The sequence below is a fragment of the Coprococcus intestinihominis genome, assembly GCF_040096555.1.
Classification (GTDB): domain Bacteria; phylum Bacillota; class Clostridia; order Lachnospirales; family Lachnospiraceae; genus Coprococcus_A; species Coprococcus_A intestinihominis.
In genome coordinates, this window is the sequence record NZ_JBBMEK010000074.1 from 1 (window position 1) to 13127 (window position 13127).

At 44.3% G+C, this 13127-nt stretch carries 15 protein-coding genes; 12 read left to right on the forward strand and 3 right to left on the reverse strand.

Translation table 11 applies throughout. The features are described from left to right. On the forward strand, window positions 1–410 hold a 410-nt coding region (locus tag WMO25_RS07565), incomplete at its 5' end, for a 2-hydroxyacyl-CoA dehydratase (RefSeq protein WP_349084809.1). Then, complete coding sequence (locus WMO25_RS07570) at window positions 411–1382, forward strand: acyl-CoA dehydratase activase (RefSeq protein ID WP_015513775.1); 972 nt, start codon at window positions 411–413, stop codon at window positions 1380–1382. A gap of 72 nt (window positions 1383–1454) precedes the next feature. Here the strand turns inward: WMO25_RS07570 and WMO25_RS07575 are convergent, their stop codons facing one another. After that, on the reverse strand, window positions 1455–2321 hold the full coding sequence (locus WMO25_RS07575) for a YitT family protein (protein WP_349084811.1): 867 nt from the start codon (window positions 2319–2321) through the stop codon (window positions 1455–1457). A 217-nt stretch (window positions 2322–2538) separates the two neighbouring features. Between WMO25_RS07575 and WMO25_RS07580 the strand changes: the two genes are divergently transcribed. Continuing rightward, on the forward strand, window positions 2539–2739 hold the full coding sequence (locus tag WMO25_RS07580) for a DUF6472 family protein (protein WP_015513773.1): 201 nt from the start codon (window positions 2539–2541) through the stop codon (window positions 2737–2739). Between the two features lie 123 nt (window positions 2740–2862). Here the strand turns inward: WMO25_RS07580 and WMO25_RS07585 are convergent, their stop codons facing one another. Continuing rightward, window positions 2863–3414, reverse strand: coding sequence for a prolyl-tRNA synthetase associated domain-containing protein (locus WMO25_RS07585; RefSeq protein ID WP_349084813.1), 552 nt, complete (start codon window positions 3412–3414; stop codon window positions 2863–2865). Window positions 3415–3703: 289 nt separating this feature from the next. Between WMO25_RS07585 and WMO25_RS07590 the strand changes: the two genes are divergently transcribed. The 9 genes from WMO25_RS07590 (at window position 3704) to WMO25_RS07630 (ending at window position 11628) form a co-directional block, all read left to right on the forward strand. Then, a complete protein-coding gene (locus WMO25_RS07590) occupies window positions 3704–4366 on the forward strand; it encodes an HAD family hydrolase (protein ID WP_015513771.1) in 663 nt (220 codons plus the stop codon). 244 nt (window positions 4367–4610) lie between these two features. Then, entirely contained in the window at window positions 4611–6941 is a 2331-nt protein-coding gene (locus WMO25_RS07595; RefSeq protein WP_250799603.1) for an anaerobic ribonucleoside triphosphate reductase, read from the forward strand. Continuing rightward, the gene (gene nrdD / locus WMO25_RS07600; protein ID WP_015513769.1) at window positions 6898–7074 is read left to right on the forward strand and encodes an anaerobic ribonucleoside-triphosphate reductase; all 177 of its coding nucleotides are present in this window, start codon (window positions 6898–6900) and stop codon (window positions 7072–7074) included. Before WMO25_RS07595 ends, nrdD begins: the two co-directional genes overlap by 44 nt. A gap of 213 nt (window positions 7075–7287) precedes the next feature. After that, complete coding sequence (gene nrdG, locus WMO25_RS07605) at window positions 7288–7821, forward strand: anaerobic ribonucleoside-triphosphate reductase activating protein (protein ID WP_015513768.1); 534 nt, start codon at window positions 7288–7290, stop codon at window positions 7819–7821. Between the two features lie 170 nt (window positions 7822–7991). Then, window positions 7992–8507, forward strand: coding sequence for a cob(I)yrinic acid a,c-diamide adenosyltransferase (locus WMO25_RS07610; protein WP_015513767.1), 516 nt, complete (start codon window positions 7992–7994; stop codon window positions 8505–8507). A 40-nt stretch (window positions 8508–8547) separates the two neighbouring features. Continuing rightward, complete coding sequence (locus WMO25_RS07615; protein ID WP_349084816.1) at window positions 8548–9180, forward strand: NUDIX hydrolase; 633 nt, start codon at window positions 8548–8550, stop codon at window positions 9178–9180. Window positions 9181–9224: 44 nt separating this feature from the next. After that, on the forward strand, window positions 9225–9773 hold the full coding sequence (locus WMO25_RS07620; RefSeq protein WP_349084817.1) for a hypothetical protein: 549 nt from the start codon (window positions 9225–9227) through the stop codon (window positions 9771–9773). Next, window positions 9770–10660, forward strand: coding sequence for a LysR family transcriptional regulator (locus tag WMO25_RS07625; protein ID WP_349084818.1), 891 nt, complete (start codon window positions 9770–9772; stop codon window positions 10658–10660). The genes WMO25_RS07620 and WMO25_RS07625 overlap by 4 nt, the downstream gene beginning before the upstream one ends. Before the next feature lie 206 nt (window positions 10661–10866). After that, entirely contained in the window at window positions 10867–11628 is a 762-nt protein-coding gene (locus tag WMO25_RS07630; RefSeq protein ID WP_015513763.1) for an SDR family NAD(P)-dependent oxidoreductase, read from the forward strand. A 202-nt stretch (window positions 11629–11830) separates the two neighbouring features. Here WMO25_RS07630 and WMO25_RS07635 read toward each other — a convergent pair whose 3' ends face one another. Beyond that, on the reverse strand, window positions 11831–12697 hold the full coding sequence (locus tag WMO25_RS07635; protein ID WP_250799598.1) for a class I SAM-dependent methyltransferase: 867 nt from the start codon (window positions 12695–12697) through the stop codon (window positions 11831–11833). Between the last annotated feature and the right edge of the window lie 430 nt (window positions 12698–13127).

Consider the following 13127-nt stretch of genomic DNA (forward strand, 5'->3'; position numbering starts at 1 on the left):
CCATCATGGATCCTTTCTCCAATCTGGATCTTGAACAGAAGCTGGCGGATATGGGTGTGGAAGTGCATCGCTGGATGAATATTACCAATCGAAATCTGCACTATAAGGGACAGAAGAATCTTGGCGTTCAGATTGCCGAATATTGTCAGTATGAGATGGGACCGACATCCACAGCCAATATCTGGTGTGCGAAGAATTATGCGGTCAATGGCTTTGATGGTATCATTCATGTGAAATCTGCAGGCTGTACACCGGAGATTGACGTTATGCCGATTCTTCAGAATATCAGTGCGGATTATAAGATACCGGTATTATACCTGACTTACGATTCACAGACAAGTGATACGGGACTTGAGACCCGTGTGGAAGCATTTTACGACATGATAAGTATGAGAAAGAAGGTTGTCTAAATGGAAGAGGCATATCTTGGTGTTGATATAGGTTCGATTTCGACCAAAGGTGTTATTATAGATAAAAATTACAAGATTCTGGCCAGTGAATATATCTGGACAGAAGGCGATCCGATGGGCGCAGCGAGAAAACTGATCGAGCTTCTGGAGAAGCAGTTTGACAAAGAGAAATATCAGATCGTGGCAACAGGTACGACAGGCAGTGCCAGAAAGCTGGTAGGTGCCATGCTGGGCGCAACCATGGTGAAGAATGAGATCACGGCCCATGCAGTGGGAACAACTACACTTTATCCGGATGTACGGACGATTCTTGAAATCGGCGGACAGGATTCCAAGATTATCCTTGTGGAAAACGGCGTTGCTGTGGATTATGCGATGAATACGTTGTGTGCAGCCGGAACAGGTTCTTTCCTTTCAAGCCAGGCAAAGCGTCTGGGCGTGGAAGTCGAAGATTTCGGCAAGATCGCTCTGACATCCAAACACCCTACGCAGTTGGCGGCAAGATGTACGGTTTTTGCGGAATCGGATCTGGTGCATAAGATCCAGATGGGCCATACCAAAGAGGATATTATTGCCGGTCTCTGCCGTTCTGTTGTCAACAACTATCTGAACAATGTGGGTAAAGGCAAGAAGATTGTTTCACCGGTTGTATTTCAGGGCGGTGTGAGTAAGAATATCGGTGTTGTGGAGGCTTTTAAGAAGGCGCTGGGCTGCGATATCATCGTGGATGAGAACGGACATCTCATGGGTGCCCTCGGTATTGCGATTTTGGCAGGAAAGGGCAATAAGAAGAAAGTCTTTGATTTCTCTGTTGAAGATATGGTATTTAAGACAAGAGAGATCAACTGCGGACGCTGTCCGAATAATTGCGAGATCATCTGTGTATACAGAGATGACATGCTGATTGATTCATGGGGCAACCGATGCGATAAAGGTGCACTCAAAGCGGGCACACGTACCGGTGTCAAATAGCAAAAAGGCATTTCTCTTCATCGGGGAAATGCCTTTTGTATATTTAGAGCATCTGGAAGTATGTCCTGTTTACTAGTGATATTCCTTCTGCAGGGAGAAACCGCGGCCGCGAACTTCACGGACTTCATTGATGGTAATGAAGGCGTTTGGGTCAGTGGCACGGATCAGCTCCTGAAGTTTAAAAAGTTCACGGGGGGAGACAACCGTCAGTACAGCATAGGTTGGCCGGCCGGTATAACCGCCTTCGATAGAAAGGAGGGTTGTTCCGCGATCCAGATCTGTCTGGATTTTTTTGTTAATTTGCTGATACTCCGGACTGATGATCTTCAGCTGAATCTGACGTTTGCCGTTGATGAGCAGGCGATCCAGGATAACGGTGTAAAGAACAACCAGAAGGATGCCGTAGAGCACTTGTTCTCTGTCCGAAATGAAAATCTGCAGGATGAGTATACAGAAATCAAATAAATACAGACTGACGGAAACCGGGAAACCGAGCTTCTTCTCAATGACAAGGGGTGGAATATCCATACCGCCTGTGGAGGCACCGGCCTGAATAACAAGCCCGAGTCCGATACCAATACCTGCACCGGCAAAAAGGGTGGCAAGCATCATGTCATCTGTCAGAGGGCCTACACGGTTGGCCAGCAGCTGCAGAATGCTTAAGAAAAACGGATACTCAAATGTGCTGAGGATCGTTGTCAGGGCAAATGCTTTGCCCAGGACCCAGGCGCCGAGAAGGAACATAGCAATATTGAAGACATAGACAAAGGCTGTGATCGGTATATGGAACATATATTGACCGAAAAGTGCCAGTCCTGTTGTGCCGCCGGTGATCAGATTATTCGGAAGAATAAAAAAGGCAACAGCGACAGTATAAATCAGATTGCCCAGGGAAATGATCAAAAAATTGTGAAGGGTTTTTGAGATGTTCTTTTGCATGCTGTGTTACTCCTTTGCTGTGATAAAACAAAAAAGGAAGATGAATAAAATCCATCTTCCTTCAATAAATATAGTGAAAAAAAATATTCCGTTGTCTGAATGCGTGGTATAATAGACACATGGAAAAACCTTCTTTTAAACAAGTAATAGTCATTAATAGATTTAGTTTACACCAAAATAGCACAAATGTAAATATTATTTTTGAGGGAGACGGATGATGAACAAGAAAACAGAAAAGAAAAGAATCTCAAGCTGCGATATATGTATGAATTATACCTATGATGAAGATTATGAGTGCTATACCTGTGAAGTGGATCTGGATGAGGATGAAATGGCCCATTTCATGCAGGATACCTACTATAACTGCCCGTATTTTCAGATGGGGGATGAGTACAAGATTGTGCGCAAGCAGATGTAGCGGCACAGGGAATGAAGATTGCTTTAAAGAAAAGACTGTCCATATGATGATGCAGGTGGTTCATCATATCGGCAGTCTTTTGACATATACATCAGAATTATGCAGTGTGCATAAACAATATACTTAGAGATTGACGTAAAGAACGTCGTGGTTCGTATATGGCAGAAACTTGTTCAGAACGTCGTTGGTGGCCAATGTGAGGCTGGAAGTGTTGATGCATGGGTGGCATCCGATCAATGGCTGATCGACAACTTCCTGATCCATGACAAGCTGAACATGGTGCTCGTGATCATTCATCAGTCCGAGAATACTTGCAGAGCCCGGGGTTAGATCAAGATAGGCTTCCATATATTCCGGCGGAGCAAAGGATAATCTGGATGAATTGATCTGTTTGCAGAAATCTCGTGTGACGAATTTCTTGTGTCCCGGCATCATCAGAAGGTAGAACTTCGTCTTCTGTGAATTACAGAGGAACAGGTTCTTACAAATCTCGACACCCAGAAACTTGTCAACATCCTGGCATTCATCAACGGTGTTCATAGCGTCGTGGTCAATGCGGAGAAAAGGTATGCTCAATTCTTCAAGAAGATCGTAAACGCGATTTTCTTTCTCGAGACGCTTATCCGTAGGACGTGTGGTATAAATTGTAGGATCTATATGTTTTCTGTCAGTCATTTAAATCGCCTCTTTCTTCCTATTAAAATGTATTAATCTATATCATGGATACTACTATACAGCGTTTTTTTCAAAAATCAAGAGGCATATTGGCAAAGGATCAGATAAGAAAAGAGATTCGGAAAAAGGATGACCAATAAAAACGACATTTTGAAAAGAAATGTGTATAAAAGAAACAAACTGGTTCTACCAGTAAATGGCAAAGTATTGAGCAAAAAATACTGTGCAGGGAAAATAAAAAGGTGTATAATAGGCATTACGGAAATTTTTCGGTACAACGGAGGTAAAAATGAGCAGACGATATGATACGGTTATTTTTGACCTGGATGGAACACTGTTAAATACACTGGAGGATCTGGCAGATGGTGTCAATGCAGCGCTGAAGCATTTTGGAAGACCGGAGCGGACATTGGATGAAGTACGTCAGTTTGTCGGCAACGGCGTGCTGAATCTGATGGACCGGGCAGTGCCGGAAGGAAAGGAAGCAAAGGATTTTCAGGCAATCTATGAGTGGTTTAAAGCCTACTATGCCGCACATTCAGAGGTGAAAACACGTGCCTATGACGGAATACCTGAACTTTTGAAGCAGCTGCAGGCAGAACACTTCAAGATGGCCATTGTGTCCAACAAGTTTCATGACGCCGTATGTCAGCTCAGCAGATGTTATTTCGGAGAGCTGCTTCCGGTATCTATTGGTGAGAATGAGGCTGCCGGGATCAGGAAGAAACCTGCGCCGGACACAGTTTTTACAGCCTTGGAGCGTCTGGGTTCCACTGTTGAACATGCTGTGTACATCGGAGATTCTGAGGTGGATGCTGCGACAGCCCGCAATGCAGGAATGGACTGTATACTGGTGAGCTGGGGATTCAGAGAGCGTGAATTACTGGCATCATACGATCCTGTAGCGATTGCAGATCAGCCGTCGGATATATGGGAGATACTGAATCGGTAAGTGGAACAGGAGCAACTGTATACAGTATGAAGTATGAAATTATAAAATACTGTCAATAGCATTGACATTCTATTGAAATCACAATATAATACTAAATGTTGTATCGTGTAAGATTTGTAAGCACCATATATACGAACATAAAACAAATTCAAAATAAAGTCTTAGGACCGGAAAACAGCGCAGAACATGTGCGATTGAAGGCTTATAGCTTATAGCAAATAGACTATAGAGGGAGCGTAAACGGATGATAGAGAAGATACAAAAAAGAAATGGCCAGATGGTGGCGTTTGATTCAGTGAAGATTCTGAATGCTATCAGCAGAGCCAATATGGCAGTTGAAGATGAGGTGATGGAACCGGCTGATCTGTCTTACCTGACACAGAAAGTGTGCAGTCAGCTGAATCCGGATGAAGTTGTCACAGTTGAGCATGTACAGGATGTTGTGGAGGAGACGTTGATCCGTTTTGATTATGCGAAGACTGCCAAGGCATACATTCTCTATCGTGCTGAGCACACGAAGATCCGTCAGACGGAATCTGATCTGATGGATATTTATTCCAAGCTGACCTATTCCAGTGCCATGGATGAAGATATCAAGCGAGAAAACGCAAATATTGATGGTGATACGGCCATGGGTACAATGTTGAAATACGGTTCAGAAGGTGCGAAGTATTTCGTTGATAATTATGTTTTGCCGAAGGATATCGCAGCAGCCCATATCAACGGTGATATCCATATCCATGACAAGGATTTCTATATGCTGACAGAGACTTGCTGTCAGATTGACCTGATCAAGCTGTTTAAGAATGGCTTTTCAACCGGCCATGGGCATCTGAGAGAGCCTCAGTCCATTATCAGCTATGCAGCACTGGCATGTATCACGATCCAGGCCAATCAGAACGAGATGCATGGCGGACAGAGCATTCCGAACTTTGATTATGCGATGGCAGACGGCGTGAAGAAGACGTATGCCAAGGAATATTATACATGGCTGGCAGCCAGCATGCGGCTGGAGGCAGGTATTGATGATGGACAGGCAGCTGCTATCATTGCCCGTGCGAAATCCGAGATTACAGAGGAACTGCGCATTGCCAATATGGATGCCTACGGCAAAGCTTTGCTGGCACTGAAACCTGAGGGAATTTCAGAGGAAGATTTGAAGAAGGCACATGATTTTGCTGTTGCTGAAGCGTTGAAGACGACAGAGAAGCAAACCCATCAGGCAATGGAGGCCCTGATCCATAATCTGAATACTATGAATTCCCGTGCCGGTGCCCAGGTGCCGTTCAGCTCTGTTAATTATGGCACAGATACATCCGAGGAAGCCAGAATGGTGATCAGGAATCTGTTGACAGCTACAGAGGATGGCCTTGGCGGCGGAGAGACCCCAATCTTCCCGGTTCAGATTTTTAAGGTTAAGGAAGGTGTGAATTTCAATCCGGGTGATCCGAACTATGACCTGTTCCAGTTGGCTTTAAAGACTTCTGCGCAGCGTCTGTTCCCAAACTTCAGTTTTATTGATGCGCCGTTTAATCTTCAGTATTATCGTCCGGGTGATTATAATACAGAAGTTGCTTACATGGGTTGCCGTACAAGGGTTATGGGCAATGTCTACGATCCGACCAAGGAAGTAACCTGCGGCAGAGGCAATTTAAGCTTCACATCCATTAACCTGCCACGTCTGGGTATCGAAGCCCATGGCGACATTGACAAGTTTTTCAAGTCATTGGATGATATGATAGATCTTGTTATCCGTCAGCTGATGCACCGTTTCAAGATTCAGTGCTCCAAGGTTGTCAGAAACTATCCGTTCCTGATGGGACAGGGTATCTGGATTGATTCAGAACATCTGGATATGGATGACAGTGTAGCAGAGGTTCTGAAGCATGGTACATTGAGCGTCGGATTCATTGGTCTGGCAGAGACATTGAAGGCACTGACAGGCAAGCATCATGGTGAATCAGAAGCATCCCAGAAGCTGGGACTTGAGATCATCGGTCATATGCGCAATCGTATGGATGAAGAATCCCGGAAGACAGGCCTGAACTTTACATTGCTGGCAACACCGGCAGAAGGTTTAAGCGGTCGTTTTGTCCGAATTGATCAGAAGAAATACGGCAAGATTCCGGGCGTAACAGACAGAGAGTACTATACTAACTCATTCCATGTGCCTGTTTATTATCCGATTAAGGCTTATAAGAAAATTCAGCTGGAGGCACCTTATCATGCACTGACCAATGCGGGACATATCAGCTATGTTGAGTTGGACGGTGACACATGTAAGAACCTGAAGGCATTTGAATCTGTGATCCGATACATGAAGGAGCAGGGCATCGGTTATGGTTCCGTGAACCATCCGGTAGACCGTGATCCGGTGTGCGGATACACAGGCGTTATAGATGATATCTGTCCGCGATGCGGACGTAAAGAAGGAGAACCGGTCAGCCTGGCTTTCCTTAAGGAACTCAGAAAGAAATATCCGAATGTACCGGTGTACACGGATGAAGAAATTATGGCAGGAGGAATTGAACATGACTGGAGAAGAACTCAGGAATGCGGATGCAGCAGCAAATAGTGCAGTAGTAGGTGAAGGTGTGAAATTTGAAAGAATCCGTCGAATCACAGGTTACCTTGTAGGTACAACAGACCGATTCAACGACGCAAAACGTGCAGAAGAACACGACCGCGTAAAACATGGCCTGAACTAAGGAACATATAAACTATTAGTTAAGTGATAGTGCTAGACATATACTTGGCTAAAATATAACCTACACAAAAGAAAAATCGGCTGCCCGGTAGCGGCCGATTTTTCTGGTATCAGAGATTGTATAGAAAGACAGATAATTTTGAGACATAAAAAACTGTAGCGAGAACTATGGAGGTTTCAAAATTATCGTCAACATAGAAACAGGAGAAGAAAAATGGACAACTGGGAAGCCGAAACACTCAATATCAGCGGAATTGTAGATGATTCTATTGTGGATGGGCCGGGCCTGCGGTATACTATATTTGTGCAGGGATGTCCGCATGGATGTCCGGAATGCCACAATCCGCAGACACACAGTTTTGAAGAGAACAAGCGTGTAACCCTTGGTCAACTCATGTCAGAGATCAAGGAGAATCCACTGTTGTACGGGGTAACTTTTTCAGGCGGAGAGCCTTTCTGCCAGCCGGGGCCGCTGGCGATTCTTGGTCAGCAGATAAAGAAGGCAGGCATGCATCTAATGTGTTACAGTGGTTATACGTATGAGCAGCTTTTGAAAAGAGCAGAGACAGAGCCGGATGTGACCGCATTACTCAATGTAGTGGATGTTCTGGTGGATGGCCCATTTCTGATTGTTGAACGTGATTTGGAACTTTTATACAGGGGCAGCAGGAATCAGCGTCTGATCGATCTGAAAGCGATGCGTGAAAAAGGAGACAGATCGCATGTGATTTTGTGGCAGGAAATGTAGCGCATGGCTAAAATAAATCATAAGAAAATCAACTGATCATACAGAAAAAAATAATATGGTAACTGTTCAGAGACAAGTAAAATTTCAAAAAACAGGTATAAAATGCGTAGCATTTTGGAGGTTAGCTCTGAACAGTTACATAATGTGATAATTTACGAGGGGGCATAGGCATGCATCATATTTATACCGGGGATGGTAAAGGCAAGACAACAGCAGCGGTAGGGCTGGCGGTACGGTGTGCAGGAAGCGGCAGAAGAGTGCTTTTTACACAATTTCTTAAACCGGCGAAATCCGGTGAAATAGAAGCCATGGAAGATATGGAGAATATGCAGATCTGGCTTTGTCCGGCAGAGTTTGGTTTCACCTGGCAGATGACGGATGAAGAGAAGGAAGAAGCAAAAGATATTTATGAACGTTATATATGGGATATTACCCGAATGGTTTTACAGGGAAATTTCTCTATGCTTGTGATGGACGAAGTGATTGGTGCATGCAATGCAGGACTTGTGAATGAGGATGAATTGAGGGAGATGCTGGAACAGTTTCCGGATGATATGGAGGTTGTTCTGACGGGACGCAATCCATCAGAACAATTGTGTGAGTGGGCGGATTATCTGACTGAAATGAAGAAAATCAAGCATCCTTTTGATCAGGGAGTCAAAGCGCGCAAAGGTATTGAATATTAATAGCAGAGGCATTCGGTTTGAGTAGAAGGATGGTAGAGAGATGTTTGAGACATTAAAGGGCAGAATACCGAAGTCCATTGATGAAGATGAATATCGTAAGTTTGCAGTGATGGTGGCTCTGCTAAAACAGGAAGACGGACTGCATATTGTCTTTGAAAAACGTGCAGGCGGTTTGAAACGACAGCCGGGAGAGATCTGTCTGCCGGGCGGGGCGAGGGATGGAAATGAATCATCAGAAGATAATGCCATCCGTGAGACGATGGAAGAATTGGAGATATCCAGAGAACAGATTCATATGATCACGCAGATGGATACACTGTATACAGCCTATGACAATAAAGTTTCTGTCTATTTGTGTGAGCTGAGAGATTATGATATGACTTATAATGCAGATGAGGTAGCAGAGATTTTTACAGTTCCGTTAAAGTTTTTTATGGAAACAGAACCAGCAGCGTATGTGAATACTGTTAGATTGCTGCCTCCGGATAACTTTCCGTATGAGCAGATACCGGGAGGCCGGAATTATCACTGGCGGGATGGACATAAGAAAGTCTATTTTTATTATTATAAAGATTGGATTATCTGGGGGCTGACGGCTTATGTATTGCGCGGTGTTATGCGGACGCTGAAAGCGGAGTTGCCGGAGATAGAGTGTGGAAATCTGGTAGTATAAAAACTGACTAATAGGTATAATGAAAAGATGAAAAGAGGCATGATATGAAAAATTTTACAGGAAAGGTGACGAATGTTGACAATAACGGCAATCCGATCAAGAAGAAATCAACTGGTAAGAATGGCAAGAAATCTGGTTTTAAGAAGCCGGCGTCAGTGAAGAAATCATCAGGTAAAAAGCCGTTGAAGGATATTACGGCTGTGATGACGAAGAAGCCGGTGCACAAAATTGTGGAGTACTATTATTTCTTTGATGAGGAGATGGACGCCAGAAAACTGCAGTCAGCGGTAGGCGAAAAATGGTTTGAAAAGGCAGATATCTGGCCTGAACTGAATCTGATGGAAGTGGAGATGAATTTTGATTCTCTGATTTTCCAGAATGCAGAGGAGTGTTTTATAGATCCGGCAGACCAGCAGTGGTTTGAGGAGCGGGGTATTAAGACAAAGTATCAGATCAGTTATGATACCGGTGATATTGAGGCGGTTCGTGAAGTACTTCACAACATTATGGCTGCCCTCGGCGGAAGAATCTGCAGCGATACAGCCGATTTTGAACCGAGCTGCACGGCGGATACACTGGACAAACTCATATGAATTCACAGCAGATAGCGTATTTTCTTGAGGTTGTCAGACAGGGAAGTTTTACAAAGGCTGCCCAGGTGCTGTATACGTCACAGCCGTCTTTAAGCCGTCAGATCGCGCGGCTGGAAGATGAGTTTGGGGCGGAACTTTTTTGTCGTTCAAGAACAGGAGCTGTTTTATCACCGATCGGGAAGAAATATTATGCTTTATTTGTCGAGATGGAGAAACGTCTGGCGGAGCTTTCCATGGAGGCGAAGAGAGAGTCTCTGCAGCTTGAAAAGAGCGTTCATATCGGAGTGCCGGAAGGGTGGGATGTTCTCCCATTGATCGAGAAAATGGAAGCGTTGTTGTCAGCGCGCGGTGAAAAATTGAAAATGACTTTTTCGGCTTATAGTTACCGTTTGCTGCTGTCCCAGCTTCGCAATCATCAGATTGACGGATGTATCTGCCCGAAGGGCCTGATTGTGCCGCTGGAACATATGGCCTTTCTTGATCTGCCGCCCCTTCAGAATGTGCTGCTGTATTCCAGAAAGCATTGCCCGCCGGAAAACGGACAGGAATATACGGTGAAAGATTTCAGGAAGGAGAAACTGCTGCTTCTTGAGCAGGAGGATACTTCTATTCCGAAGGCGTATCAGCTGGGCTTTCTGCAGGATAAAGGCATTATCCCTGAGACAAAAGAATACCACAATATTGATTCAATCCTGTTGGATGTGAGTCTGGATAAAGGCTTTGCCATCTCAGATATCTGGTCAAGGGGCGCATTTGACAGGAATCTGTCCTGTTTGAAATTGGATCAGAAAATGCCCATCTGTGTGGCATGGCCGGAGAATCATTCCTTTGATGAGATGCGATTGTTTGCCAATTTGTTTAAAGAGGGCATGGAGTCTCTGCAGTAATGCAGGGACTTTTTTGGCCTGCGAAGCAGACTTGAATGCTGTTTCGAATTTATAGGCAAATCTGGCATACGTATTTAATTGTGGAAATTTTAGCATGCATTTTTCGTTATATACGACATGAATGAATGGGTATTTTACAGTGGCCTGACCGGATGGTAAACTTCCTATTAGAAAAACAAGTTTATGAAAAACGGAGGATTTTTAATATGGGTTTAGTAGAAGGTAAAGTCATTATTGTAACAGGTGCCAGCTCAGGTATTGGTGAGAAAACAGCAGAAGTATTAGCAGCAGAAGGTGCGAAGGTTGTTCTTGCTGCCCGCAGAAAAGAAAAGCTGGAAGATGTGGCAAATCGTATTATCGCAGCAGGCGGTGAAGCTTATACAGTCAGTGGTGATGTCAGTGTTAGAGAAGATTGCGACAGAATTGCAGAGGAAACAGTAAAGAAATACGGTCGCATCGATGTGCTTGTCAACAATGCAGGTATCGGTGACAAACAGATGTCTATTACAAGATGCAGTGATGACTGGTGGAGACAGATTATTGCAGTCAATCAGGATTCTGTATTCTACATGTCAAGAGCAGCCCTTGTTTATATGGAAAAACGGGGTGAAGGCTCTATCGTCAATATTTCTTCCATCGGCGGTGTATTTGCAAACGCAGGTATTGCTTACAGTGCAGCAAAAGCAGCCGTTGTGGCTATGACAAAGAATGTGGCTATTCAGTTTGCAGGCAAAGGTATCAGATGTAATGCTGTATGTCCGGGCCCTACAATCACACCACTGCTTTCATCAGATGAAATTGCAACATTTGATCAGGAATTCATGAAGACATGCAATGAGCATATCTGTAGAAGTGTACCAAAGGCAGAGGCAGTGGACCAGGCCAATGCGATCCTTTATTTCGCAAGTGATCTGTCAAAAGCTGTGACAGGTCAGGCCCTGGTAGTTGATTACGGCTGTAATCTGTAAAAAAAGTAAAAACGCTGCATATATGAAACATCGGTCGGGTCTGTTTTATATATGCAGCGTTTTTCTTGTTTTTATGAGTGTAATACTACTAACGTCAGTTGCCCGGAATTAAGGCTTATAATCGGGAAATTACTTTTACATTTTACAAATTTTTTCATAAGAATAACAAATCTCAATTCATAAAAGACTTGTTATGCAGTTTTTAGTGTTCCCAGCGTCCTGAAGCACCGCATGGCAGTACCAGTCCATTGCCGGATACCGGAAGCCCAACTTCATCGGCGATGACATGGCCGCCGTGATTGGCCTTGACAGCGGTTGAGAGCATGTAAGTCAGAACGGCCGGCTGAAGTCCGGTTGTGTAGGAGTTCACAAGGAAGAACAGCGGATTGTCGCTGAGCAGTTTCTCACATAATTGGATGAATGGGTAAATGGATGTCTCAATCTTCCAGATTTCGCCCTTAGGGCCGCGGCCGTAGGATGGTGGGTCCATGATGATGGCATCATAGTGATTGCCGCGTCGGATCTCGCGTTCTACAAACTTCTGGCAGTCATCAACAATCCAGCGGACACTTGTCTCAGGCAGTCCGGAGAGTTTGGCATTTTCCTTGGCCCAGCCCACCATGCCTTTGGAAGCGTCTACATGGGTTACATGGGCGCCGGCTTTGGCAGCCGCACATGTAGCACCGCCTGTGTAGGCAAAAAGGTTCAGAATTTTCACAGGGCGGTTGGCCTTCTTAATGATAGAAGAGAACCAGTCCCAGTTGGCAGCCTGTTCTGGGAACAGACCGGTGTGTTTGAAGCTGAATGGCTTTAAATTAAAAGAAAGGCCGAGATGGTGGTACTGAATCGTCCATTGCTCCGGCAGGTCAAAAAACTCCCATTCGCCGCCACCTTTATTACTGCGGTGGTAATGACCGTTCATCTTCTTCCAGTGTTTATCCGTTTTTGGTGTATTCCAGATGACCTGCGGGTCAGGGCGTACAAGAATGTACTGTCCCCAGCGTTCAAGCTTTTCACCGCCGCAGGTATCGATGACTTCATAATCTTTCCAATTATCAGCAGTCCACATAATATCCTCCATAATATATAAAATCAATAGGTCCGCGGTTACAGACGCTATATCCAATAAAAGCAGGGTGCTATACGTGTGTATGCGCAATCCTTGCTTATTATAGTATAAATAATGCAGCGTATTTTTACAATATATAAATACAATTGAATTGAATATCAATCAGATGAAGTATTTGATAGGGGTGCAAGGATGCGGACGATAGGTGCTTTTGGGAGGCAGTTGGATGCGGATAGATAGTATTATATAGAAGAAACAGAAAAAGCGTGTGATTCGGAATGCATTTGGAGGTTAGTTCTGAACAGTTACGTGTATTTGAACAAATACATAAAAAGTTTGATTTTTTTCAAAAAACACTTGCATTCCTATATTTTATGGTATATACTAGAGAAGCTTGTGACATTGATAGCTATGAAGCGTGAGGTTGCTG